The organism is Microbacterium sp. GXS0129, from assembly GCF_044769785.1.
In the GTDB taxonomy this organism is placed as follows: Bacteria; Actinomycetota; Actinomycetes; order Actinomycetales; family Microbacteriaceae; genus Microbacterium; species Microbacterium nymphoidis.
The window spans coordinates 1-23,949 of sequence record NZ_JBIZVZ010000001.1 but is presented as its reverse complement, the minus strand read 5'-3'; the positions used below and the strand labels follow the sequence as shown (position 1 = coordinate 23,949).

General features: G+C 69.5%; 24 protein-coding genes and 1 pseudogene. 16 read left to right on the top strand and 9 right to left on the bottom strand.

The genetic code is table 11. The features are described from left to right. The first annotated feature begins 45 nt into the window (after positions 1-45). The 6 genes from ACIQJ5_RS00125 to ACIQJ5_RS00100 all read left to right on the top strand — a co-directional run bounded on the left by ACIQJ5_RS00125 (position 46) and on the right by ACIQJ5_RS00100 (position 7,015). Entirely contained in the window at positions 46-1,293 is a 1,248-nt protein-coding gene (locus ACIQJ5_RS00125; RefSeq protein ID WP_402839589.1) for a glutamyl-tRNA reductase, read from the top strand. A gap of 270 nt (positions 1,294-1,563) precedes the next feature. Further along, a complete protein-coding gene (locus ACIQJ5_RS00120) occupies positions 1,564-2,790 on the top strand; it encodes an MFS transporter (RefSeq protein ID WP_402839587.1) in 1,227 nt (408 codons plus the stop codon). 45 nt (positions 2,791-2,835) lie between these two features. Next, a complete protein-coding gene (locus tag ACIQJ5_RS00115) occupies positions 2,836-3,450 on the top strand; it encodes a rhomboid family intramembrane serine protease (RefSeq protein WP_402839584.1) in 615 nt (204 codons plus the stop codon). Between the two features lie 54 nt (positions 3,451-3,504). Next, a complete protein-coding gene (locus ACIQJ5_RS00110; protein WP_402839581.1) occupies positions 3,505-4,737 on the top strand; it encodes a sensor histidine kinase in 1,233 nt (410 codons plus the stop codon). 96 nt (positions 4,738-4,833) lie between these two features. Beyond that, a complete protein-coding gene (locus ACIQJ5_RS00105; protein WP_402839579.1) occupies positions 4,834-5,505 on the top strand; it encodes a response regulator in 672 nt (223 codons plus the stop codon). A 154-nt stretch (positions 5,506-5,659) separates the two neighbouring features. Beyond that, complete coding sequence (locus ACIQJ5_RS00100) at positions 5,660-7,015, top strand: acyltransferase (RefSeq protein ID WP_402839576.1); 1,356 nt, start codon at positions 5,660-5,662, stop codon at positions 7,013-7,015. Between the two features lie 556 nt (positions 7,016-7,571). Here ACIQJ5_RS00100 and ACIQJ5_RS00095 read toward each other — a convergent pair. The 3 genes from ACIQJ5_RS00095 to ACIQJ5_RS00085 form a co-directional block, all read right to left on the bottom strand. Then, on the bottom strand, positions 7,572-9,086 hold the full coding sequence (locus ACIQJ5_RS00095; RefSeq protein WP_402839573.1) for a hypothetical protein: 1,515 nt from the start codon (positions 9,084-9,086) through the stop codon (positions 7,572-7,574). Positions 9,087-9,327: 241 nt separating this feature from the next. Next, complete coding sequence (locus tag ACIQJ5_RS00090; RefSeq protein WP_231091051.1) at positions 9,328-9,627, bottom strand: chorismate mutase; 300 nt, start codon at positions 9,625-9,627, stop codon at positions 9,328-9,330. 22 nt (positions 9,628-9,649) lie between these two features. Beyond that, positions 9,650-10,141: a DUF1877 family protein gene (locus ACIQJ5_RS00085; protein ID WP_402839570.1), complete on the bottom strand. Its 492-nt coding sequence runs from the start codon at positions 10,139-10,141 to the stop codon at positions 9,650-9,652. Positions 10,142-10,243: 102 nt separating this feature from the next. Between ACIQJ5_RS00085 and ACIQJ5_RS00080 the strand changes: the two genes are divergently transcribed. The 4 genes from ACIQJ5_RS00080 (at position 10,244) to ACIQJ5_RS00065 (ending at position 14,439) form a co-directional block, all read left to right on the top strand. Next, a complete protein-coding gene (locus tag ACIQJ5_RS00080) occupies positions 10,244-11,530 on the top strand; it encodes an adenylosuccinate synthase (protein ID WP_402839567.1) in 1,287 nt (428 codons plus the stop codon). Position 11,531: 1 nt separating this feature from the next. Further along, positions 11,532-12,740, top strand: a complete 1,209-nt coding sequence (locus ACIQJ5_RS00075; RefSeq protein WP_402839564.1) for a lactonase family protein — start codon at positions 11,532-11,534, stop codon at positions 12,738-12,740. 155 nt (positions 12,741-12,895) lie between these two features. Continuing rightward, positions 12,896-13,594: a peptidylprolyl isomerase gene (locus ACIQJ5_RS00070; RefSeq protein ID WP_402839561.1), complete on the top strand. Its 699-nt coding sequence runs from the start codon at positions 12,896-12,898 to the stop codon at positions 13,592-13,594. Between the two features lie 74 nt (positions 13,595-13,668). Further along, positions 13,669-14,439, top strand: coding sequence for a Pr6Pr family membrane protein (locus ACIQJ5_RS00065; RefSeq protein ID WP_231091056.1), 771 nt, complete (start codon positions 13,669-13,671; stop codon positions 14,437-14,439). 34 nt (positions 14,440-14,473) lie between these two features. On the opposite strand, the gene ACIQJ5_RS00060 is transcribed toward ACIQJ5_RS00065, so the two are convergent. Genes ACIQJ5_RS00060 through ACIQJ5_RS00050 form a run of 3 tightly spaced genes read right to left on the bottom strand, consistent with a single transcriptional unit; the run spans position 14,474 to position 16,774 of the window. Beyond that, positions 14,474-15,127, bottom strand: a complete 654-nt coding sequence (locus tag ACIQJ5_RS00060) for a response regulator transcription factor (RefSeq protein ID WP_231091057.1) — start codon at positions 15,125-15,127, stop codon at positions 14,474-14,476. Next, the gene (locus ACIQJ5_RS00055; protein ID WP_402839558.1) at positions 15,124-16,263 is read right to left on the bottom strand and encodes a sensor histidine kinase; all 1,140 of its coding nucleotides are present in this window, start codon (positions 16,261-16,263) and stop codon (positions 15,124-15,126) included. Before ACIQJ5_RS00055 ends, ACIQJ5_RS00060 begins: the two co-directional genes overlap by 4 nt. Before the next feature lie 7 nt (positions 16,264-16,270). Then, entirely contained in the window at positions 16,271-16,774 is a 504-nt protein-coding gene (locus ACIQJ5_RS00050; RefSeq protein ID WP_402839556.1) for a hypothetical protein, read from the bottom strand. A gap of 141 nt (positions 16,775-16,915) precedes the next feature. On the opposite strand from ACIQJ5_RS00050, the gene ACIQJ5_RS00045 reads away from it, so the two are divergent. Continuing rightward, a complete protein-coding gene (locus ACIQJ5_RS00045; protein ID WP_402839553.1) occupies positions 16,916-18,217 on the top strand; it encodes an LCP family protein in 1,302 nt (433 codons plus the stop codon). Between the two features lie 6 nt (positions 18,218-18,223). Here ACIQJ5_RS00045 and ACIQJ5_RS00040 read toward each other — a convergent pair whose 3' ends face one another. Both ACIQJ5_RS00040 and ACIQJ5_RS00035 read right to left on the bottom strand, forming a co-directional pair. Further along, the gene (locus ACIQJ5_RS00040) at positions 18,224-19,339 is read right to left on the bottom strand and encodes a MerR family transcriptional regulator (RefSeq protein WP_402839550.1); all 1,116 of its coding nucleotides are present in this window, start codon (positions 19,337-19,339) and stop codon (positions 18,224-18,226) included. 107 nt (positions 19,340-19,446) lie between these two features. Continuing rightward, positions 19,447-19,641: a hypothetical protein gene (locus ACIQJ5_RS00035; RefSeq protein ID WP_231091062.1), complete on the bottom strand. Its 195-nt coding sequence runs from the start codon at positions 19,639-19,641 to the stop codon at positions 19,447-19,449. 25 nt (positions 19,642-19,666) lie between these two features. On the opposite strand from ACIQJ5_RS00035, the gene ACIQJ5_RS00030 reads away from it, so the two are divergent. Beyond that, entirely contained in the window at positions 19,667-20,182 is a 516-nt protein-coding gene (locus ACIQJ5_RS00030; RefSeq protein WP_231091063.1) for a CGNR zinc finger domain-containing protein, read from the top strand. 6 nt (positions 20,183-20,188) lie between these two features. Here ACIQJ5_RS00030 and ACIQJ5_RS00025 read toward each other — a convergent pair whose 3' ends face one another. Further along, positions 20,189-20,680 carry a hypothetical protein gene (locus ACIQJ5_RS00025; RefSeq protein WP_402839546.1) on the bottom strand — a complete coding sequence of 164 codons (492 nt, stop codon included), beginning with the start codon at positions 20,678-20,680 and terminating at the stop codon, positions 20,189-20,191. A gap of 70 nt (positions 20,681-20,750) precedes the next feature. Here ACIQJ5_RS00025 and argG point away from each other — a divergent pair, with 70 nt between their 5' ends. The 4 genes and pseudogenes from argG to ACIQJ5_RS00005 all read left to right on the top strand — a co-directional run. Further along, a complete protein-coding gene (argG, locus tag ACIQJ5_RS00020; RefSeq protein WP_231091065.1) occupies positions 20,751-22,181 on the top strand; it encodes an argininosuccinate synthase in 1,431 nt (476 codons plus the stop codon). Between the two features lie 73 nt (positions 22,182-22,254). Further along, positions 22,255-22,875: a hypothetical protein gene (locus tag ACIQJ5_RS00015; protein ID WP_402839543.1), complete on the top strand. Its 621-nt coding sequence runs from the start codon at positions 22,255-22,257 to the stop codon at positions 22,873-22,875. A 218-nt stretch (positions 22,876-23,093) separates the two neighbouring features. Further along, a complete protein-coding gene (locus ACIQJ5_RS00010; RefSeq protein WP_231091067.1) occupies positions 23,094-23,534 on the top strand; it encodes a hypothetical protein in 441 nt (146 codons plus the stop codon). 53 nt (positions 23,535-23,587) lie between these two features. After that, positions 23,588-23,949: pseudogene (locus ACIQJ5_RS00005) on the top strand (hypothetical protein); the annotation flags it as partial.

Genomic DNA, 23,949 nt, shown 5'->3' with positions numbered 1-23,949 from the left:
TACAGATCTGCGGGTTCCATCCACGATGCGTCCAGCCTCGCCCCGATGCCTCCCCTTCACACTCACGACTCTCTCGAGAAGATCATGCTGCTCTGCCTTTCCGTTGATCATCGAACCGCCGATCTCGACATGCTCGAACGCATCGAGCGCCGCGCGGAGACGGTGACGGCCACCCTGAGCGAGAACACCGCGCGCGGCGTGGTGGTGCTTTCCACGTGCAATCGGTTCGAGGCCTACGTCGACGCCCCGGATCACGGACCGGGTCCCGCGCTCGAAGCCGTGGCGCGCGCCGCGCAGCTCACCCCGGCCGAGCTCGCCGACACCTTCGCCGTCCATCACGGCGACGCGGCCGCGGAGCACCTGTTCGCGGTGTCGAGCGGCCTGGAGTCCGCAGCGGTCGGCGAGGGGGAGATCGCCGGTCAGGTGCGACGGGCCTGGGAGAGCGCTCGCGCCGCCGGGCGCACCAGCACCGATCTGGAGCAGCTCTTCCAGCACGCGATGGCCGTATCGAAAGAGGTCAAGAACCGCACGGGACTGCAGACCCGCGGGCGTTCCCTGGTGCAGCTCGCCCTCACCCTCGTCGACACCCGGGTGACCGACTGGAGCACGGCGCGCGTCGTGCTCATCGGCACCGGCGCCTATGCCGGCGCGAGCCTGGCCGCCCTGCGGGTGCGCGGCGTGGACGACATCGGCGTCTTCTCACCGTCCGGCAGGGCAGAGGTCTTCGCTGCCAGCCACGATCTCCGCCCGATTCCCGCCGGAGATCTGGCCGCAGAGCTCAGCCGCGCAGACGTCGTCGTGGCCTGCAGCAGTACCAGCGAACCGGTCCTCACCCGCGAGCACCTCGGCGGCACCACCCGCCCGCGGGTGCTGATCGACATGGGACTGCCACGCAACATCTCGCCCGACGTCGGCGAGGAGGCAGGCATCGAGCTCCTGGATCTGGAGACCATCGCGTTGCACGCGCCGATTCCGGAACTGGGCGCCGAGCTGGAGGCCCGAGACATCGTGCGTACCGCTGCGGCGGAGTTCGCCGCGCTTCGCGCGGAGCGTGACGTCGTTCCCGCGCTGCGCGACATGCGAGCCTTCGTCACCGAAGTCATGGAGGACGAGATCGCTCGCCTGCGCGGTCGCAGCGCAGACAGCGCAGATGAGATCGAAGCGGCGCTTCGGCACGCGTTCGGCCGCCTGATGCACCGCCCGACCGTGCGCCTGCGTCAGCTCGCCCGCGCCGGGGCCGCCGGTGAAGCCGCCGCCGCCGTCACCGCCCTCTTCTCCCCCGATTCCCCGTGATTCCGTGGTTGCGTGGTGGGCTGCGGTGCCAGTGCAGCCCGAGGCTTCGCCCTGGTCTCAGGCTCTGCGGATCCTCGACGAGATCGCCACAATGAGTGAGACCGCCGACACCGCTGGTCTCACAAAGTCGTCCCGTCGTGTGACACATCGACCTGCTGTGAGACCACCATGCGGGCGGCGACGACCAGGCGGGCAGCGAAGACAACGTGCACGACCGCGACTGAGCGCGCATTAGCCTGATCCCATGTGGTCTGTGGTGCGGAGCCTGGGATGACGGGCCCGATCTGGACCGGTCACGAGCGCGGCAGCCGCGGGTACCGCCGGATGATCCTCGCTCTCTTCGCCGCCGGGGTCGCGACGTTCTCACAGCTCTACTCGGTGCAGGGCGTGCTGCCCGAACTGGCGGAAGACCAGCGGGTCTCCTCGGCCGATGCCGCCCTGTCGGTGTCCTTCGCCACGCTCGGACTGGCGATCGCCGTGATCCCGTGGTCGCTGCTGGCGGATCGGCGTGGTCGGCGCACCACCATGCGCGTCTCCATCGTCGCGGCGGTGGTGCTGGGCGTCCTGGTGCCGTTCTCGGCGACGTTCGAGGCGCTGCTCGCGCTGCGCTTCGCGGAAGGACTGGCCCTCGGCGGGATTCCGGCGGTGGCACTCGCCTACCTCGCCGAAGAGGTGTCACCACTCGCGTCCGCCGTCGCCGGTGGGACGTACATCTCGGGGACGTCGCTGGGCGGGCTGTGCGGCCGGCTGGTGTCCGGGCCGCTGAGTGAGGTCTTCACGTGGCGGATCGGCATGCTCGTGGTGTCGTTACTGGCGGCCGTTGCCGCAGCCGTCTTCTTCGTGACCGCGCCGACGCCGCGCGGATTCGTCCCCGTGGTCCGCGGTTCGCAGCGCGATGTGCCCCTGGGGCGAAAGCTCCTCGCATGCCTGCGCGACCGACGCCTGGTTGCCCTGTTCTGCCAGGGCGGGCTCCTGATGGGCGGCTTCGTCGCGGTGTACAACTACCTCGGATTCCGGCTGCAGCTGCCGCCGTTCTTCCTCCCCGTGGCGGTGTCGTCGCTCCTGCTCCTGGCGTATCTCTCCGGCACGTGGTCGTCCGCGCAGTCCGGGCGCATCGCGCTGCGGCGGGGTCGCTTCACGGTGCTGCTCGGCGCGGCCGGCGTGATGCTGGGTGGGCTCCTGCTCACAGCGATCCCCGCCCTGGTCGCGGTGATCGCGGGTCTGCTGCTGTTCACCGCCGGCTTCTTCGCGGCACATGCCACGGCCTCCAGCTGGGTGCCCGCCCTGGTGCGCACGGGACGGGCCCAGGCGTCGAGCCTCTACAACCTCGCCTACTACGGCGGATCCAGCCTGTTCGGCTGGCTGGTCGGTCTGGCCTTCCACGACGGGAACTGGTGGGGTGTGATCCTCGCGGTGAGCGTTCTGGTGGTGGCCGCGATGGTCATCGCCACAGCCGCTCTGCGCAGCGACCCCACCGGCCGCCCCGCTGCATCGTGATCCCGCGTCTGGGTCACGCGAAGGTCCACGCCCTACGCTGGCAGCATGAGCGAGCTCACCCCCGCCCGAACGGCACCCGCCCGCGGGCGTATCGCCACCGCGGCGATCGCCGGCGCCGGATTCGTCGCCCTGCTCTGGGCGGTCGAGATCGTCGACACCGTCCTCGGCAACCGCCTCGACTACTACGGCATCCAGCCGCGCGAGATCGATGGGCTGTGGGGCATCCTGTGGGCGCCGCTCCTGCACGGCGGGTGGCAGCATCTGCTCGCGAACTCCGGCCCCGCCCTGGTGCTGACCTTCGTCATCGCCCTCTCCGGCCTCGCTCTGTGGGCGGAGGCCACCGCGATCATCTGGGTCGTGGCGGGTGTCGGGACGTGGCTCATCGCCCAGCCGAACAGCGTTCACATCGGTGCTTCCTCGCTGATCTTCGGATGGATCACCTTCCTCGTGCTGCGAGGCGTCTTCGCCCGCAGCGCCCTGCAGATCGTGGTGGGCGTCCTCGTGCTCGGCGCGTACGGCGGGGTGCTGTGGGGCGTGTTCCCGGGACAGCAGGGGATCTCCTGGCAGGAACACCTGTTCGGTGCCGTCGGCGGCGTGATCGCCGCCGTGCTGCTGGGTCGCCGAGCCCGTGAGAGCAGCGCCGCCACGGCGCGTCGGTGACCCCTACCACGGGGTGATGCGCGCCGCCCGCCCGGCGCCTAGCGTGGGAGCAGCATGAACGACACCGCTGCTTCCCTCCGCCGCTGGGGCGTGATGACCGACCGCGTCCTTCCGGGACGGCGGGCGCTGATCATCTGGATCCTCGCCGCAGCCGCCGCGATCTCCCTTCTCGCCGTCACCGCAACGCTCGGCGCGACGGAGTACCGCACGCCCGCCGGGGCCATCGTGATCTTCGCCACGATGCTCGCCGCCGCGATCCCGGGTGCTCTCATCGCCCCGCACTGGGCGACCGCCGCTGCTGTGCTCGCCGCAGCCTCGCTGACCGCGCTCGCCTCGCCGGAGACCGCAGCGCCGTGGCCGGTGGCGGTTCCCACGATGATCGCGCTGACCTTCACCTGGATCATCGTCGGGATGCGAGCGCGCTGGTGGGTGGCTGCGAGCGGGTGGGCGCTGACGAACTTCATCGCCCTGATGACGGCCAGCGAGTACGGCCAGCGGGTGGCCGTGGGCACCGTCGTAGCCGATCTCGTGGTGTTCGCATCGGTGTCGCTGCTGGGCGTCGGCGTGGGCGTCATGCTCCGCAACTGGACCCTCATCCGCGCCGAGCTCACCCGGCAGCAGGCGATGACCGCCGCCGAACACGCCCGACGCGAAGCGGTGGAGGACAAGGCGCGCATCGCCCGGGAGCTGCACGATGTGGTGGCACACGGCATGTCGGCCATCCAGATCCGCGCCGCGTCCGCGCGCTACCGGCTCACGGGGTTGTCGGACGAGGCCGCAGCGGAATTCGACGATCTCGCCGCGACAGCCCGCACCTCCATGGCCGAGATGCGCACGATCCTCGGACTGCTCCGCGACGAGGAGTCGAGCGTGCAGCGCGCCCCGCAGCCGGGTTTCGCCGACCTGAGCGCCCTCATCGGCCGCGCCCGTGATCTCGCCCCCGTCACCGAGAGCGGACGCTGGGAGCTGAGCGAGGCCGAGCAGTCGGATCCGGTGTTCGGGCTCACCGTCTATCGCGTCGTTCAGGAGGCGCTGAGCAACGCCGCCCGCCATGCGCCGGGAGCCGCCACACGGATCGACTGGCAGGACGAGCCCGGTGCTCGGATCGTGACCATCACCAATGACGCCCCCGAGCACCCCGCTGCCGCTCGCTCGGACGGCGGCGGCCAGGGGCTGCGCGGCATGCGCGAGCGCGTCTTCGCGCTCGGCGGCACCGTGTCCGCGTCTCCCGTCGCGGACTCCGCCGCCGGCGGCTTCCGCGTGCGTGTCACGTTCCCGCGGGCGTGATCCCCGTTTCATTGCGCGCACTTGGCTCCTTCGGCGCGGGTTTGGGGTCCTTTTGCGCGCGATGAAATCAGAATGGACTCGGACGAAGGGAAGCCGATGACGAGTGTGCTGATCGTGGACGACCAGGCGATGGTGCGCGCCGGCTTCGCCGCCATCCTGCAGGCCCAGAGCGGGATCGACGTGGTGGGTCAAGCGGGCGACGGGGCAGAGGGCACCGCGCAGGCGCGGTCGCTACGCCCGGACGTGGTGCTGATGGACGTGCGGATGCCCGCAATGGACGGCATCGAGGCGACGCGACAGATTCTCGCCGCGGCCGAGCGCGATGGTCGCACTGCTCCCGCGATCCTCATCCTCACCACCTTCGACGCCGACGAGTACGTCCACGACGCGCTCGGGGCCGGTGCCAGCGGCTTCCTGCTGAAGGATGCCCTTCCGGATGAGCTGGTCCAGGCGGTGCGGATCGTGGCGGCGGGCGATGCGCTGCTCGCACCGCGCATCACCAAGCGCCTTCTCGAGAGGTTCGCCGCCACGCGCCCGGCTGTGAACCGGCACACCCTGCGCCTCAACGACCTCACCGAACGCGAGCACGAGATCCTGATCCTCGTGGGTCAGGGCCTGTCCAACGGGGAGATCGCCGCACAGCTGTTCCTCGCCGAGCAGACCGTGAAGACGCACGTCAGCCGGATCTTCAGCAAGCTGCATCTGCGGGATCGGGTGCAGGCCGTGATCCTCGCCTACGACGCGGGGCTCGTCGCTCCCGCCGACTGAGCAAAGCCGCTTCATAGCGCGCAAAAGGGCCGTATTCCAGCCGAATAGCAGCAATTTGCGCGCTATGAACGGGGTCAACGTCATACCCCGGTAGGGGGCCGATCGAGACCGGGGCGGGACGCGCTGGCGGACACCCGGATCAGACAGTGTCTGCATGGCACTCGTCTCCCCCTTCATCGCTTCCCCGTCCGTCTCGGTGGCGCGCCCCGTCTCACCTCGCGCGAGCACGGCGGCAGCGATCGGAGCGCTTCGTCCGGCGTCATCTCGTGACGGCTCGGTCGATGCCGTGCGGGCGGTCCTGCTCGGCATCGTGGTGCTGCTGCACGCGTTCATGGTGGGCGTCGGCCGCGACGAGACCGGAGCCCCGCTCCTGGAGAACGCGATGGAGCACTGGGCCGGATTCCCCGCCCTCACCTGGGTGGTCCAGATCATGCCGCTGTTCTTCGTCCTGGGCGGGTTCGCGAGCTTCACTCAGTGGACCCGGCTGCGAGAGCGGGGGACGACGGCGTCGGACTATGTCGTGGCGCGGGTCCGGCGGCTCCTCATTCCCGCCGGAGGCGCCATCACCGCGATCGCGGTCTTCCTGGCCGCCCTCGTCATCTCCGGTGTTCCCGCCGAGGTGGTGTCGGTGGCCGGATTCCGCATCGGGCAGCCCTTCTGGTTCCTGGCGGTCTACCTCGGCTGCAGCGCACTGGTTCCCGCGATGGTCCGCCTGCATGAGCGCCATCGCCTCCTCACCCTCGCCGTGCTCGCCGCCGGCGCCGTGACCGTCGACATCGTGCGCGTCGCCACCGGCGCTGCGGCGATCGGCCTCGTCAACATGGCCTTCGTGTGGCTCCTGATGCAGCAGATCGGCTTCTCCCTGGCCGATCAGCGCTTCGATCGCTTGCGGCCGTCACGCGTCGCGATGGTCGGCGCCGGAGCGGTGCTCACGCTCGCGATCACGATGCTCACCGGCTTCTACCCCGCCGATCTGCTGTCCGCGCTGAATCCGCCGATGGGCGCGCTGGTCCTGCTCGGCATCGCCCAGCTGTCGCTCTTCCTGCTCCTGCGCCCCGCCCTGCGCCGTGTGGCCGACGGACGCGCATCAACCGTCATCACCTGGGTCAACGCCCGCGCAATGACTATCTACTCCTGGCACATGCTGGTGGTGGTCGCACTCGCCGGCTCGCTCCTCCTCCTGCCGATAGATCTTCCCGCACCGCTGAGCACCGACTGGTGGGCGACGCGTCCGCTGTGGCTGGCCGGCGTCGTGATCGCCGTCGCTGCGCTCGTGGCGCTGGTGGGACGACGGGAAGCGCGACGCCCCTCTCCGGCCACCGGCGTGCGCGCCCCTTGGGCGGCTGCTGCCACCGTGATCGCGGCTGCCGCCGTGGTGCTGGCGCTGCTCGCCGGTTCCGCCCCATCCGCGTGGGTGATCGCCGCGGCGCTGGCTCCGATCGCGGTCGGTCTGCCGAGCCGCGCGGCCCGATCGGCTGGTCAACCACTCGGGGCCGAACGCCACCGGTGACATGATCGCGGGAACGCGGACGCCGCCGGTGCGTTAACCGCGCGAGGAACCGCGCCAAGCCGGTTACGCCGCCGGGCGAACATCACCAGTGGAGAGACCATGAGAATGGTGCTGCCGGTGCGTTAACCACGGAATGACACGGCGAGCCGGTTAACCGCGCCGGGTGAGCACCGCCGGCGAGCGGGCCACCGGGAGGCTGCCGTCGCCCGGTTAACTCCCCCGATGACACAACAGCGCTCCCGCGGTTAACCGGACGCCCCAACCTCCGCAGCCATACGCCGCTACTCCGGCACGGCACCCCGGGCCGGGCCGCGGATTCGCCGCGAACCGGACATCCGTCGTTAACAGCCGCGTTAACCCGCGAGGAGCAGAATCATGCCGCGCCGTTCCGCGTCGTTTCGGCGAATGATCCACTTCTCCACAGGACTGTCCACACCTGGGGATGGAATTACACGGGCGTAGTTCCGCGCGCTTTTCCGAGGCACTCGTACGGCCACCGGAGTTATCCACATATCCCCATGTGGATAACTCACATCCTGTGGATGACTGGGAGAGATCAGCCGACGCGCACCCAGAGGGAGACATCGGAGACGTTGATCCTCTGGTGCTCGACGATCTCGTATCCCGCCGCACGCAGATCCGAGGTCTCGTCGGTGCCCACCACGCCGTCGACGACGGCCTCGACCACCCACACGCGTGACACGCCCTCGAGCGCACCTGCCGCGAGCGCCTCCGCGGTCGAGCGGGTCTGCGCGTGCCAGGTGGGGCTCTGGGCATACGGGGTGACGAGTTGCACGTCACGCAGCTGCGCGAACGCAGCCGGGTCGGTGTCGAGAGCCAGCCGCGGGCGCCACGACGGATCCACACTCTCATCGAAGACGATCGCGTCTCCGGTCTGCGACTGCGCACTGACCAGGGCGGCGACGTCGTTCCAGTCCGAGCCGCGTTTGGACCACGGCCCTCGTTGCCCCGACCACACGGGCACCGTGACGCAGAGGACCAGCACCGTGACGCACAGCGCAGCCATCGGGACGCGGCCAACACGAAGACGCGCCAGTTCCGCGATACCCGATGCCAGCAGCAGCGCTACCGCAGGCCCCGCGAAGGTGAGGTAGCGAGGCGTGTAATCGTGGTGTACCGCATCGCTGGCGAGCACCAGCGCCAGCGGGAGCACCGCCCATGGCAGCGCGATGCTCACCGGGTCGATCGGAGACCCTCGCCGGGGACACGACCGCACCCACCCCACCACGGCGATGGCCATGAGCGCCCAGGCGATCCACGCATATGCATCCACCACGAACCACATCTCCACGAGGATGGCGTGCGGATTGGTGTGGCCGGCGGTCGCCAGGAAGGCGATCTGCCCGCGCTGATGCAACGCGATCCACGCCACGGGGGACGCGAGCAGAAGCCCCGCAACGGAGGACAGCGCCCACCCTGCCCAAGTGCGTCGATCCACGCCGCGCCACCACAGCACGACCCCGATCGCGAGCGCCAGAAGCCCGACATAGAGGAACGTGACCGTCGCGATGGCGAGCATGGCGCCGTACGCCACCCACCACCAGACGGAGGGCCGCCGACGCCGCAGCACCTCCACGATGATCGCCATCAGCACCGTGGCAAAGAGCGCGTCGAAGGCGTAGGCACGCGCCTCGACGGCCGCGTGCGTGAGGCGCGGCAGAGCCGCGGTCAGGACGCCCGCGAGCACCCCGAAGGGCAGAGATCTCAACCGCGCACCGATCCACACGACCACTCCCGCGCACAGGCCAATGGCCACCGCGGAGGGGAAGCGGAGAGCGAACGGACTGCTCCCCGCCATCAGGATCCAGAAGTGCATCGTTATGTAATTCACGGCATGAACGATGTCGATGTTGCCGAGCATCGCCATCAGACTGGGCAACGGCCGGGTGGCGGAGAGCTGCGTGGCCGCTTCGTCGCCCCAGAGCGACGGAATCCACGCTCCGAGGGCGTTCACCGTCGTGGCGATCAGCGCCACCAGCCCCGCGGCGAGCACCACCCGGGCGCTGGGAACCCGCGCGGCGCCCTCCGATGACTTCGTCCTGCCCTGCACGCGGTCAGGGTACGCCCGGCCCCTCCGAACCGGGACGGCGAGCGGCTATGAATGCCTGAGAGTCCTCCCCCGAGCGTCAACCAAGTCCCGAAACGAGGATGGCGTCGCGAAAAGAGGAGTCGCGACGAGGATTCGTCCTGTTTTCGCGACGATGCCCTCGTTTCGCGACGCAGGGGTGTCAGACGCGCGGCGACGGCGGCACCGACCGCACCACGACGGCGCGATCACGCCGTGACGGCCGTCAGCTCGGAGCGCCGGCCTCGGTGTGGTGGCGAATGACTTCGGCCACGACGAAGTTGAACCACTTCTCCGCGAACTCGGGGTCCAGATGTGCGGCTTCGGCCAGCTCCCGCAGGCGAGCGACCTGCTGCTCCTCCCGCGCCGGGTCCGAAGCGGGCATCTCGTGCGTGGCCTTCAGCACCCCGACCTGCTGAGTAGCACGGAAGCGCTCGGCCAGCATGAAGATCAGCGCGGCATCGATGTTGTCGATGGTCGCCCGCAGCCGCAGCAGCGTGGCGGTGGGATCCTCGATCTGGCTCATGCCCCCAGCATAAAGCGGTCGCTCAGTGCTCGACGTGGAACACCACGTGCGATCCGGCGCGCGCGGCCTCGGTCAGGAACGCGTGCAGTTCGTCGAGGTGCCCCCACGCGTAGTCGCGCTCCTCATCGCCGTACTCCGGGTTGCGCAGCTCCTCGGGCATCACGGCGTAGGCGGCAGCGAACGTCTCCTCGTCGAGGGTGTCGAGCCACGCGGCCACCTCCGGCACGTGCTCGGCCGACAGGTACGTCACCAGCAGCTCGTCGGAGTCCTCCTGCAGATCCTCGTCGCCGAGGATCACCCCGTACGCGGGCCACTCCTCGGGGTCACGATCCGGAGCCGACGCCGGAGCCAGCGCGCAGGAGATCGGATCCCACGCCTTGTCCGTCCCGCACGACGGCACCCCCGCCTCCTCGACCTCCTCGATGAAGGCGCGCAGCGCCTCGTCATCCCCCGCGGCGGCCCGCAGGCGCTCAGCGAGGGCATCGGTCAGGGCGAAGTGCATTCCGAGCTGCATGCCCCCGACGCTACCCCGCCGGGATGCGCGAACAGAAGCGAAAACGCGCCTCCGATAGGATGGGGTGGACCCGCTCGGGTCCCTTTACGGGGGTGATCCCAAATGCCAGGAATCGTGATCGTCGGCGTCCAGTGGGGCGACGAGGGCAAGGGCAAGGCCACGGACCTGCTCGGTGAACGCACCGACTGGGTCGTGAAGTTCAACGGCGGCAACAACGCCGGCCACACGGTCGTCGTGGGCGATGAGAAGTACGCGCTGCACCTGCTGCCGTCGGGCATCCTGTCGCCCGGCGTGACGCCGGTCATCGGCAACGGCGTCGTCATCGACATCGAAGTGCTCTTCGGCGAGCTGGAAGCGCTGGCCGCCCGTGGCGTCGACGTGTCCAAGCTCAAGGTGAGCGCCAACGCCCACGTCATCACGCCCTATCACCGCACGCTCGACAACGTCACCGAGCGCTTCCTCGGCAAGCGCCAGATCGGCACCACGGGTCGCGGCATCGGCCCCAGCTACGCCGACAAGATCAACCGCGTGGGCATCCGCATCCAGGACCTGTTCGATGAGAACATCCTGCGCCAGAAGGTCGAGGGTGCCCTCGATCAGAAGAACCACCTGCTGGTGAAGATGTTCAACCGCAAGGCCATCGACGCCGATGCCATCGTCGAGGAGCTGCTGTCGTACACCGAGCGGCTGCGCCCGATGGTGGCTGACACGTCGTTGCTGCTGGATCAGGCGCTGGAGCGCGGCGAGGTCGTCGTGTTCGAGGGCGGTCAGGCCACGATGCTCGACGTCGACCACGGCACCTACCCGTTCGTGACGAGCTCCTCCGCTACGGCGGGTGGCGCTGCGACCGGCTCGGGCGTCGGTCCCAACCGTCTCGACCGCATCGTCGGCATCGCGAAGGCCTACGCCACGCGTGTCGGCGCCGGCCCGTTCCCCACCGAGCTGTTCGACGAGAACGGCGACATGCTGCGCTCGCGCGGTTTCGAATTCGGCACCACCACCGGCCGGCCCCGCCGCGTGGGGTGGTACGACGCCCCCGTCACCCGCTACGCGACGCGCGTCAACGGCCTGACGGACATCGTGCTCACCAAGCTCGACATCCTCACCGGTATCGAGCAGATCCCGGTGTGCGTGGCGTACGACGTGGACGGCGTCCGCTTCGACGAGATGCCGGTGAACCAGACGGACTTCCACCACGCGAAGCCCATCTTCGAATACTTCCCGGGCTGGACCGAGGACATCTCCACGGCGCGCACCTTCGAGGACCTGCCGCAGAACGCGCAGGACTACGTCCTGGCGCTGGAGAAGATGAGCGGTACGCGCATCTCCGTCATCGGCACCGGCCCGTCCCGCGACGCCGTGATCGTGCGTCACGACCTGATCGGCTGACATGCGGTTCTGGCTCGGCGGCTACACCGCGGACATGGACGGAGACGGTGCCGGCATCGGAGTCCTGCTCGCCGGCGATGCCGACGCCCCGTCCGCCGGTGGTCCGCTGAGCTTCGCGGGAACGGCCGTCGCGGTCGATTCGCCGTCCTGGCTCGCGCAGCACCCGACCCTCGACGTCGTCTACGCGGCGCTCGAGGGTTCGGGTGGCGTGCGCGCGTTCACGCGCACCGGACCTGCCACCCTGGCACCGATCGGTACCGAGCAGCCCGCCGGCGACGTCACCTGTCATGTCGTCGCATCGCCGGACGGGCGCTGGCTCACCGCCACGGGCTACGGCGACGGCACGGTCGCCCGTTACCGGCTCGATGACGACGGCGTTCCCGGAGCCCCGGAATTCGGGGCGGCCGCCGTCGACCCGTACGCGGACTCCCGGGCCCCGCGTCTGCCGGACGATCTCGGCGCCGACGCCACGACGGCCGCGGAACTCGCTGCCGCGACCGCGGCGCTGCGCGGGGCCGTCGGGGACGAGTTCGCGCACCTGCTGCCCGAACAGCCGGTGCTGCCCGAGGGGATCGAATCGGCGGTCACCTTCACGGATCCGGACCCCGTCGCCCCTCCCCGCACATCGCACGCGCACCAGGCGCGTCATGTCTCGGGCGGGCTCGTGGCCACCACCGATCTGGGCTTCGACCTGGTCCGCTTGTGGCGCGACGGTCAGCTCCAGCAGGAGGTCGTCCTGCCTTTCGGCACCGGCCCTCGCCACACCGTCTGGCACCCCAGCGGACACCTCTACGTGGTCACCGAGTACTCGTGCGAGGTCTACGTCCTCGCCCCCGATGCCACCGGACGGTGGCGGATCGTCTCAGCGGCGCCGGTTTCCCCGGAGGCGAGCGTGGGAGCCGACTTCCCTGGAGAACTCTCGGCCTCGGCCGACGCCGGTCTGCTCTATGCGGGAGTGCGCGGCATCAACGCCATCGCCGCGCTGCGCGTCCTGGGGGACGGTTCCCACGTGGAGTCGATCGCTACGGTCGAAAGTCACGTGGACTGGCCGCGGCACCACATCCTGGTCTCCGACACCCTCCTCGTCGCCGGCCAGCGCTCGAACGAAGTCGTGTCGCTGGCCATCGACGAACGCAGCGGCATCCCCGGACGACGCCGGTTCAGCACCCCCGCGCCCACCCCGTCGGTGCTGCTGCCGATCTTCGACTGATCCGGCACCTGCTCCCCTCGTTCACCCCACACGCGGAAGTCTCGTGGGCCTACCGACGCTGCGAGGGGGACGCCGCGGGGACGACGCCGCGGGCGCGTGCCATGCATCATCCACAGGTTTCTGCGTGGTCCCGCCGCGGCCAGTACGCTCGACGCATGCGCAAACGTCTCCTGGTCCTTCCCGTCGTGGCCGTGCTGCTGGCCGGCCTGGCCGCGTGCTCAACGAACTCCGCCCCCGAGGCGAAGCCGGCCGCGAGCGCGAGCGCGAACGACAGCGCGAGCGCGAGTGCCGCGGCCACGCCGAGCGGCACGTGCTCCTACCCCGCTTCCGGCACGCCGGCCAAGCCCGCCTCCGCACCGTCCAGCGAGCCCGAGCTGGCGAAGACCGCGACGCTCACGACGTCCGCGGGAGAGATCACCATCACCCTCGATGGCGACAAGACGCCGTGCACCGTGAACAGCTTCGTCTCGCTGATCACGCAGGGGTACTTCGCCGACACGAAGTGCCACCGTCTCACCACGCAGGGCATCTTCGTGCTGCAGTGCGGCGACCCCAGCGGAACCGGGGCAGGCGGGCCCGGGTACTCGTTCGCCGACGAGACCAGCCCCGACATGTCGTACCCCACGGGCACCGTCGCGATGGCCAACGCCGGCCCGGACACCAACGGGTCGCAGTTCTTCCTCGTCTACGACGACAGCACGGGCCTTCCGCCGGACTACACCGTGTTCGGTCACATGGACGAGGCCAGTGTCGCCGTCGTGCAGGCGATCGCCGCGAAGGGCGTGGCCGGCGGACGCCAGGACGGCGCCCCTGCCGAGACCGTGACCATCACGTCCGCCACGACGGCGCAGTGAAGCGAATCGCCGCCTGACGACATCAGCGAGCCCGATCCCGATGCGGATCGGGCTCGCTCCATTAGTGTGAGCGTGTGACACCGCCGTCGTCCCCCGCCACCGTCCGCACGACCCCGCGCCTGCTCTGGGCCCTGTTGCGCCTCGCGATGGCCGCGCTGATCGTCGCTGCCATCGTCGCCCAGCTGATCCGGACGCTGGGATTCGCCATCGACAAGGATCGCGACTTCCTGACCGTGCTGACGAACTTCTTCAGCTTCTTCACGATCCTCTCCAACGTCCTCGCCGCGATCACGCTGCTGGTGTGCGGGCTCTGGCTGCTCAGCCGTGGACGTCGCCGTGAATTCCAGCCCCGAGCGCTGAGCGTACTGCTGCTCTCGGTCGGCACCTACATGGTCATCACGGGCGTGGTCTACAACACGATGCTGCGCGGGATCGCTCTGGAGCCGGGCGGGACGGTCGCGTGGTCGAACGAGGTCCTGCACGTCGCCGGCCCCGCGATGATGCTGCTGGAGCTGATCCTCCGGGTGGGCGTCCGCCCGATCAGCTGGCGCTCCCTGTGGGTGGTGGTCGGCTTTCCTATCGTCTGGGTGATCTACACGATGATCCGCGGGGAGCAGATCACCAACCCGGTCACCGGCCAGCCGTGGTGGTACCCCTACCCGTTCCTCAATCCCTACACCGTGCCGAACGGCTACATCGGTGTGGCCGGGTACGTCGTCGGGATCTCGGTGGCGGTGATCGCGGTCGCCTCGCTGGCGATCTGGTGGTCGCGACGCAAGACCGGGGTCGAGGCCACCGCAGAGCCGGCGGAGTCGCCCGCTGCCATCGCGGCGCCCGCATCCTGAGTACCGGGCATCGCGTCCGGGCACCGGACGGCCTTCAGGAACGGGTACGGACGCGAGTGATCGCCTGAGCGCGATCGCGCACGTCGAGCTTCGCGAAGATCGCATTGATATGGGTCTTCACCGTGGACACCCCCACGTACAGCTGACGAGCGATCTCGGCGTTGTTGAGTCCGTCGGCGAGGAGGGAGAGCACGTCTGCCTCCCGCGGTGTGAGCTCGGGAAAACGACTGCGCAGCTCTGCCGCGGGAGCCGGAGCGGTGACGGTCGTCGCGGAGACCACACGCGCCGCGACGTCGGCGGCGAACGTGGCCTGCCCGCCCGCCACGGCACGGATGGCGGCGGCGATCTGCTCACGGCCGGCGTCCTTGGTGAGGTAGCCGCGAGCCCCCGCGCGGAGCGCTCCGAGGATGGAGTCGTCGTCGGCGTAGGTGGTGAGGACCAGCACCGCGGTCTCCGGCGCATCGGCCGTGATGCGCCGCGTCGCCGTGGTGCCGTCCATCACGGGCATCCGCAGATCCATCAGCATCACGTCGGGTCGCTCCGCCACCGCCAGTGCCACCGCCTCGGCCCCGTCAGCGGCCTGCCCGACCACCTCGACGTCCGCCAGCAGCGAGATGATCGTGCTGAGGCCGTCGCGCACCAGGTCCTGGTCGTCGGCGATCACCACGCGAATCGGTGTCGTCGTCATCGTCCGCCCTTCTCGTCGATTCCCGGGGACAGCTTGGCCTCCGCAACCACCACGAACTCTCCCTCCCGTACTTCTGCCCGCGCATGCCCGCCGCTGGGCAGAGCGTCGAAGCGCTCGCGCATCCCGGTCAGTCCGTACCCGCCGCCTCGTGGCTGCCGCTCCGCGGGGAGCGGGCTCGTCACCCGCAGGGTCACACGATCGTGTCGCCAGTCGATGCCGAGTGCAACGGGAGCTCCCGGCGCGTGACGACGCGCATTGCTCAGCGATTCCTGCACCGCGCGTACCAGTGCGGTGGCGACGACGTGCGGGACGGGGCGCGGTTCGCCGCCTTCCGTCACCGACACCGTTGCGCCCAGCGAACGGTGCGCACGGATGAGCTCATCGAGGGCTTCCGACGGGTCGACATCCGCGTCATCGAGCCGCGGGACCTCGCGCAGGGCCGCGACGGCCCCGCGTGCGTCGGCCAGGCCCTGCGCCGCGAGCCGGCGTGCCTCGGTCGCGCGCGTCCTCGCCTCATCGATCCTGTCCGCCTCCAGGAGCGCGTCGATGGCATCCAGCTGAACCGTGAGTCCGCCGAGAGAGTGCGCCAGCACATCGTGCAGGTCGCGGGCCAGAGCGATGCGGGCTTCGGCCTCCCGGGCGACGATGCGCTCCTCGCGCGCCCTCTCCGCCTCGCGCGCGGACAGGCGCGTGGTGCGGCGGAGGAAGCCGCCAAGCACGCCGACCGAGAGCCCGAGGCTCATGGTCAGCATCGCGCTGACGCCGAGCTGCGGGGACAGGAGGGCGATCCCCCCACACACCAGGACGACCCCGACCCCCGCGGCCACCGGCCCGAGCCATACTGGCAGCTCAAGCCGGGCGATCAGGAGCATCGTGCACACCGCGGCGGGGACGAGGGAGAGCCCCACGCTGGGCCCGCCGGCGAGCGAGCCGCTCAGCACGGCGACCACGGCGAACGCGGCCCCCGTCCTGGATCGCCCCAGGCGCAGCAGCACGGTCGCGATGGGCCACGCGATGACCGCGACCAACCCGGCCACCACTCCCGCGGGCGACGTCGCCGAGAGCAGCGCCGCTCCCACGAACGCCGCGACGGCGATGGTGATGGCGGCGCTCCACAGCAGAGGGCGCTCGGTCATGGAACCATCATGCGCCGACGTGGGCCAGCTTCTGCAGACGCGCGCCCATGGTGATCGCGCGACCCGCTCGGTTGGCTGCGAACGCCAGCAGGATCACCCCGGTGCTGCTCGCGAGGTGCGAGCCGGCCATGCCTGCCAGCACGTCGATTCCGATACGCACCGCGATCATCGCCACCCAGAGCACGATGCCCACGGCTCCGGTCCGCGAGGCCCACTGGGCGCGGGGATCACGTACGCGATCCTCGGCCTCCAGCGGACGGAACCTCGCGATCGCGCCCATCAGAGCACCGATGCCTCCGGAGATGGCCAGCTCGAGAGCGAGGACCGCGACATCCAGGGTGCCGACCGCCGTGGTGGTCGAGACGAGGGAGCCGAGACCGACGACGGCCAGCACGATCGGCCCGCGCCAGATCCGGCTCGGCTCGAAGGCACGCCACTGCGTCTGGCGATAGCCGATGTAACCGATGAGGAGGACGATGACGAACCCGTTGAACAGGAGCTGCGGAGACATGTGCGAACCTTTCGAGGCGGCCCGATGCGGCCGTGAATCCAGGTTCCCGTCGTCGCAGTGCCCACCCCACCACCCGCGGGTGGAGATCGGGTGGAGATGGTCTGCCCGGGATCGGTCAGTCATCGCGGGTAGTGTTGCGGCATGGCCCGATCCGCCCGCCGCTCCCGTCGTCGCACCGTTGCACGGCACGCCAACCTGCCGCGGCGCAGCGCGCTCACCGGCATCCTGGTCCGCGTCCTCGCGGGTGTCGCCGCGATCGCCCTCGCGGCTGTCGGCGTGATCGTCTACAACTACAACGATCTGACGGGCGCGATCCGCGACAACGCGGTGAGCCTGCAGAACGATCCGATCGCACCTCCCGAGCTGGCCGCCTACCCCGGCGCGTTCAACATGCTGGTGATCGGCACCGACGAGTGCGACGAGTCGATCAGGGACTTCATCGGCGCCGACCGGTGCTCGGGGGAAGAGGCCGCGCACCATCTCAACGACGTGAACATCCTCGTCCACGTCTCGGAGGCCCCGCGTCGCGTCACCGTGCTGTCCTTCCCGCGGGATCTTCTCGTGGAACGCCCCGAGTGCACCAACGAAGAGGGCAACGTGGACGCCGGCGGGACAGCCAAGATCAACACCGCCTATGAGGCAGGCGGCCTGGTGTGTGTGGCGAAGACCGTCGAAGAGCTCACCGGCCTCAGCGTGGACTTTGCGGCCAAGCTCAGCTTCCTGAGCGTGATCAAGATCACCGACGCCGTGGGCGGCGTCACGGTGTGTGTGGCAGGCGACGGCATCAAGGACCGGCACACCAATCTCGACCTGCCCCCGGGCGAGTACACGATTTCGGGCGGCGATGCACTGCAGTTCCTCCGCACCCGGCATGGGCTGAACCAGGAGAGCGATCTCGCGCGGATCAGTAATCAGCAGCAGTACATGTCACGGCTCATCAACAAGCTGCGCAGCACCGAGGTGCTCTCCAACCCCGCAACCCTGCTCAAGCTGGCTTCCGTCGTGGCCCGCTACATCCAGACCGACGACCGACTCGCCGATCCCGTGCGGATGGTGCAGCTGGCCCTCGCCGTCAAGGACGTCCCGTTCTCCGACTTCGTGTTCGTCTCGTACCCGGTGGTGGACATCCCCAATACGAGTGACCTCGCGGCGGACTCGGCCACCGCCGCATCGCTGATGGCTGCCATCGCCGCGAACCAGCCGATCGTCCTGTCGCGCACCGGCGCTGGGGTGGTCGATGAGACGGCCCCGACGGAGGCGGCTACGGCAGGCCCCGACGGCTCGACGCCGACCGAGTCCGAGCCCGGCACGGACGAGGGCTCGCAGCCCGGAACGGACGTGCCGTCCGCCGAGCCGACCGGTCCGGTGGAACTGGGGTGGAGCGCATCCGGGCAGACGGCGGAGCAGCAGACCTGCTCGGCCGGCGTGGAAGGCACCGGCTGATCCGGCTCAGACCGGGTGCTCACGCAGCCAGGTGAGCACCTGATGGGCGTGGCGGTCCGGCGGGAACACCGGATAGAAGACGTGCTCGATCCGGCCCTCCCGCACCACCAGTGTGAGGCGCGCGTGCAGCCGCGGCCACCCCGGCGCGGAGATCGTCGGCAGCCGCAGCGCGTCTGCGAGCTCGAATCGGGCATCGGACAGCATCGAGAACGGCAGCCCGAGACGGTCCACGAGTTCCCCCTGGTATTCCGGGTCCTGGCTCGAGATGCCGTGCACGGTGCGGACTCCGGCCTCTCGAAGGAGAGCCGCGTGGTCGCGGAAGTCGCACGCCTCGGCGGTGCATCCGCGCGCCCCCGGGATCGTGTCCCAGCCCTCCGGCAGATCGATGCCGGGACGCCGCGACAGGGGATAGAAGTACAGGACGGATCGCGCCTTGTCCTGCGCAGACACGTCCACCGATCCCCCGGCTGTGGAGACGAGCGACAGCGCAGGCAGAGCGAGTCCCGGGAGGTGATCGGCGCCGCCGTCGTCGAGCGGGACAGGTAGACCGGACGGCAGCTGCGTCTCATCGCCCTGGTCGCGGTCGCTTCGCGCACCGCGCTCCCTAGCACCGCGACCTCCGCTACCGTCGCTTCCCGCGGCGTGATTCTCGGCATCCGCGCTGGCGCCTCCCGCGCGGTGGACCTCGGCACCGCGCATCCCGACGCCGTCGTTTCCTGAAGCGCCATTTCGCGCAGCGTCGTTCCGCGCAGCGCCGTGTGCCGCAGTGCGGCCTTCGGCCGCGTCGTGCAGGCGGTCGGCGAGCCGGACCCGCCGCTCCCGGAGAGCGGCTATGCGCGCGTCGAGATCGGCGATGGTGTCGCGGTACTCCGCGAGCGCCGAAGGGCAGGTGTCACCGTGTTCGTGGCCGGTCTGCAGGCAGTCGACGAAGGGGCGGGCGCGGGATGCCGGAATGCCCAGCTCGGCCAGGCGCCGCAGCTCGCGAACGGTGGCGACGTGCTGGGCGTCGTACACGCGGTAGCCGTTGCGCGCACGCTCCGGACTGACCAGCCCGAGACGCTCGTAGTACCGGACGGCCTTGACCGTGGCGCCGGCGCGTTGGGCGGCTTCGGAGATCCTCATGCCCACACGCTAAACCTTGCCCCCGGGGTCAGGGTCAACCTCGTTTCATTGTGCGCACATGGCTCCTTCACGGCCGGTTTTGGAGCCAATCGCGCGCAATGAACGGGTCATGCTCCCGTGACCACCGTGGAGAGCGCTGCCGGAGTGGCGGCCGCCGACGGCACCATGTCGATGCGGTGCGCGTCGCAGTCGACGCAGCGCACGTAGATGACGAGGCCTTCGGATGTCCGGTGGCGGGATTCGGTGATCCAGCCGTGCTCGTGGGTGCGGATCGGGGAGGTGAGGGGTTCTGCTGCGATCATGGGACAAGCGTGATGTAATGCCGTTATGCAACTCAACCCTTACGGCGAGTACGCGGTGCTGCTGGCGGCGTCGCTCGCCAACGACTGGCCCGCAGACGCGGCCGGTGTCGAGGAGCGCACGCGCGAGTTCGGGATGACCATGGCCTTCGAGCATTCAGCCACGGAGCACGCCGATGTGCGCGATGTCCTCGATGCCTGGCTCCGGGTGGTGGATGCCGATGTCCCCGCCGAGCGGGCCGCCATCCTCAACGCGCAGATGGCGGCGGCGAGCGCGTTTCCCCGCCTCACCGATCACGACGACGAGGGCTGGCACCTGCACTATCGCAGCAGCGACCAGGGACTAGCCCACGTGCTGGCCGCGGTATTCGCTGTCGGCACCGCCCTGCATCTGACCACGCGGGGGATGTCACGGCTGGGACGGTGCGAGGCCGCCCCCTGCCGCAACGTGGTGGTCGACGTCACCCGCAACGGCCGGCAGCGGTACTGCTCGGTGCGCTGCGCCAATCGCGCGGCCGTCCGCCGTCACCGCGCCCGCGCCTGATGTGCTTCACGATGCGCCGGGTGGCCGCCACGGCGGTGTGGCGGAAGCCAGGAACCGGGCCGCCGCACGCCGCCGACGCGGGCTGAGCCCCGCCAGCACTCTGGCATCCTCCCGCGCACCCAGCTCGACGTGCATGACCGCTTCCTCCACCGCCAGCACCCGGCTCAGCCCCCAGGTGGCGGCGTAGGCGAACAGGCCCACGACGAACACGGTGAGGAACACCGAGAGCAGGCCCGGCAAACGCACCGCATCGGCGGGAGGGCCACTCACTGCGAGAGCGCCGAGCGCGGCGATGAGGGTGAGCGCCAGAGCGAGGGCTGTGAGGAGCACGCGGATGCGCGTGGCGACGATCACCGAGAGGACATCCTGTACCTCAGCCTCGTGGAGTGTGCGCCCGCGCGCGCTCAGTCGTCGCTGCACGCGCTGGAGGTCCGCGATCTGGCTCCTCGTCATCCGCCCCGGCATGCTATCCCCCTCGTCATCGGTGATCACGATCATGCCCGAAGCCTCCGACATCGCCGCTTCGACGGCGAAAATGAGCGGTCGAGCCGCCGGTAGACTGGACGGCATGTCCAAGGTCCTCGAATCCCTTCCCGTCGGCGAGCGCGTCGGCATCGCCTTCTCGGGAGGTCTCGACACCTCCGTCGCAGTGGCGTGGATGCGCCACAACGGCGCGGTGCCGTGCACCTACACCGGTGACCTCGGTCAGCCGGACGAGGACGACATCGAGTCGATCCCGGGCCGCGCCACGCAGTACGGCTCCGAGGTCTCGCGCCTCATCGACTGCAAGACCGCCCTGGTCGAGGAGGGGTTCGTCGCACTGCAGACCGGCGCCTTCCACATCCGCTCCGGCGGCAAGACCTACTTCAACACCACTCCCATCGGGCGCGCGGTCACCGGCACGCTGCTGGTGCGCGCCATGAAGGAGGACGGCGTCGACATCTGGGGCGACGGCTCCACCTACAAGGGCAACGACATCGAGCGGTTCTACCGCTACGGCCTGCTGGCCAACCCCGCCCTGCGCATCTACAAGCCCTGGCTCGACGCACGCTTCGTTTCGGAGCTCGGCGGGCGCAAGGAGATGAGCGAGTGGCTCGTCGCACACGGTTTCCCCTACCGCGACTCGGCCGAGAAGGCGTACTCCACGGACGCGAACATCTGGGGCGCGACGCACGAGGCCAAGACCCTGGAGCACCTCGACGTCTCGCTTGAGACGGTCGACCCGATCATGGGCGTCAAGTACTGGGACGAGTCGGTGGCCATCGCCACCGAGGACGTCACGGTGACGTTCGAGGCCGGTCGCCCTGTCGCCCTCAACGGCCAGGAGTTCGCGAATCCCGTCGACCTGGTCTTCGAGGCCAATCGCATCGGTGGCCGCCACGGCCTCGGCATGAGCGACCAGATCGAGAACCGCATCATCGAGGCCAAGTCCCGAGGCATCTACGAGGCTCCGGGTATGGCTCTGCTGTTCATCGCCTACGAGCGCCTGGTCAACGGCATCCTCAACGAGGACACCCTCGCCACCTACCACGAGCAGGGCCGCCGTCTCGGCCGCCTCATGTACGAGGGCCGCTGGCTGGAGCCGCAGTCGCTGATGCTGCGCGAGTCCATCCAGAAGTGGGTCGGATCGACGATCTCCGGCACCGTCACCCTGCGCCTGCGCCGTGGCGATGACTGGACCATCCTGGACACCCAGTCCAAGAACCTGTCCTACGCTCCGGAGAAGCTCTCGATGGAGCGCGTCGGGGACGCCGCCTTCGGCCCGGTCGACCGCATCGGTCAGCTGACCATGCGCAACCTCGACATTGCGGATTCCCGTTCGCGCCTGGAGCAGTACGCCACGCTGGGCCTCATCGGTGGTCCGACCGGCGAGCTCGTGGGCGGGTACACCACGGGTGACGCGCAGGAGATCGCCGAGGGCACGGCCGAGCAGAAGGCCGCTGCGGCCGAGTTCGACCCGGTGGGCGAGGCTGCGGCGTTCGACGCCGGCACCGACTGAACGCATGATGACAGAGGCGGATCGGGCACCTGCCCGGTCCGCCTCTGTCGTCGGCATGTGGTTGCATGGGCCGATGAGCGACCTCGAGCAGCACCCCGCCGACACCCCCTGGCATCGCTGGGCCCCCATCGGGCAGACCCTGGATGCCACCGGCGTCCCGGACAGCGGCCCGGCGCCGAGCATCGCCGCCTTCGCTCTGCGCCCGCTGGCCGAGATGCTGGTGCCCGAGAAGCCCCGCGGCGGCGAAGCGGACCCCGCCGAGTGCCATCACTGCAAGCCCTCCCGGTACACGATCTGGCAGGACGACCTCTGGCGCGTGAGCGCGGGATTCGACGGCGGCACCGGCCTGCCGTTCGTCGGCGCCATCTCGCCCCGGCAGCACGTCCGGCTGGAGGACGCGCCCCTCGATGTCCTGACCACGCTGGGTCCGGTGCTGCAGCGCGTTTCCGAAGCGACGAAGGCCATCCCGTCGGTGGCGCGGTGCCACTTCTCCCGGTGGAACGACGGCTCCGCCCACCTTCACCTGTGGGCGTACGCCCGGCCGCTCGGGATGATGCAGGGGCGAGGCGCCATCCTGCCCTACTGGGAACAGTGCTTTCCCGCCATGCCCGATGAGCTGCTGCAGGAGCACCTTCGCATCGTGGCCGATGCCCTGGCCGCCGGCGGCGGCGAAGCCTTCCCCGCAGCCGGGTGATGGCTCCTCCCCCGGCGCGATGCTGTGGACAGGCCCGGCCCGGCACCCGCAGTTACGTCTAGCTTCGGGGGATGCTGACACGACCCCGCCCCCGGTTCGGTCCCGCGTTGTGCCTAGCGTCAGCGGCACTCATGCTCGCGGGGTGTGCGGCGGAGGGACCGACGGTGCCGACGTCGGCCCCAGTGACACCGACATATCACCCCGCCACACCGGCGCCGGTGTCGGACGCGGATGTGGAGGCGGCGATCGCGAGCTACCTCGCCTATGTCGACGCGGGCAACGCGATCGTATTGAGCGATCCCGGGACTGTTGAGCAGGCACTCGCCTTCACCACGGGTGAGCAGCGCGAGTTTGAAACAGACTTCTTCAGCAAGCTGATCGAGATGGGGCTCTCGATGACAGGTGCCTCGCACGTTTCGCTGGCGGTCTCCAGCGAAAGCAAACCTCCTGCGGCGGATCAGATCACGCTTGACATCTGCGAAGCAGGAGCAGATGTCCGTTTCTACGATGCAACAGGCACCGAGTGGGTACCTCCGGGAAAGAAGGAGATACAAGCACTCGAAGCAGTCATGGTACGTGGCGACACCAGCACGGGATGGCTGGTGAGCGATACATCCTCTCGTGAATGGGGTCCAGCTTGTGACGGAAGCACACCGTGATGCGAGCCTCCGCAATCAGAGCGCTTCGCTCCTTTGTGCTTATCGCCGTCGCCATGTCCACGTCACCCTCGGTGGAGGTGCCCTCCGCACAGTCCTCCGATTGCCGCCGTGGGTTCTGCATTGACAATGGTGGCGACCAGGTCGACATCACGGGCGGAGGCTGGGAGCCTGTCCCCGGCTCACCGACCGAAACTCCACCCGATGCGACCAACCCCGAGGTGGGCAACGATGGCGGCGGTGATGACACCACTCCGAACCCCGTACCGGCGCCGCCCGGACCTGGAGATCTCTGCTGGGACAACCTCACCCCACTCGGCTGCACCACACCCGCACCCACCGAACCCACACCCACGCCCACACAACCCACCTACCCCGACACCATCTACAACACCGACCTCATCAGCTTCACCCCACA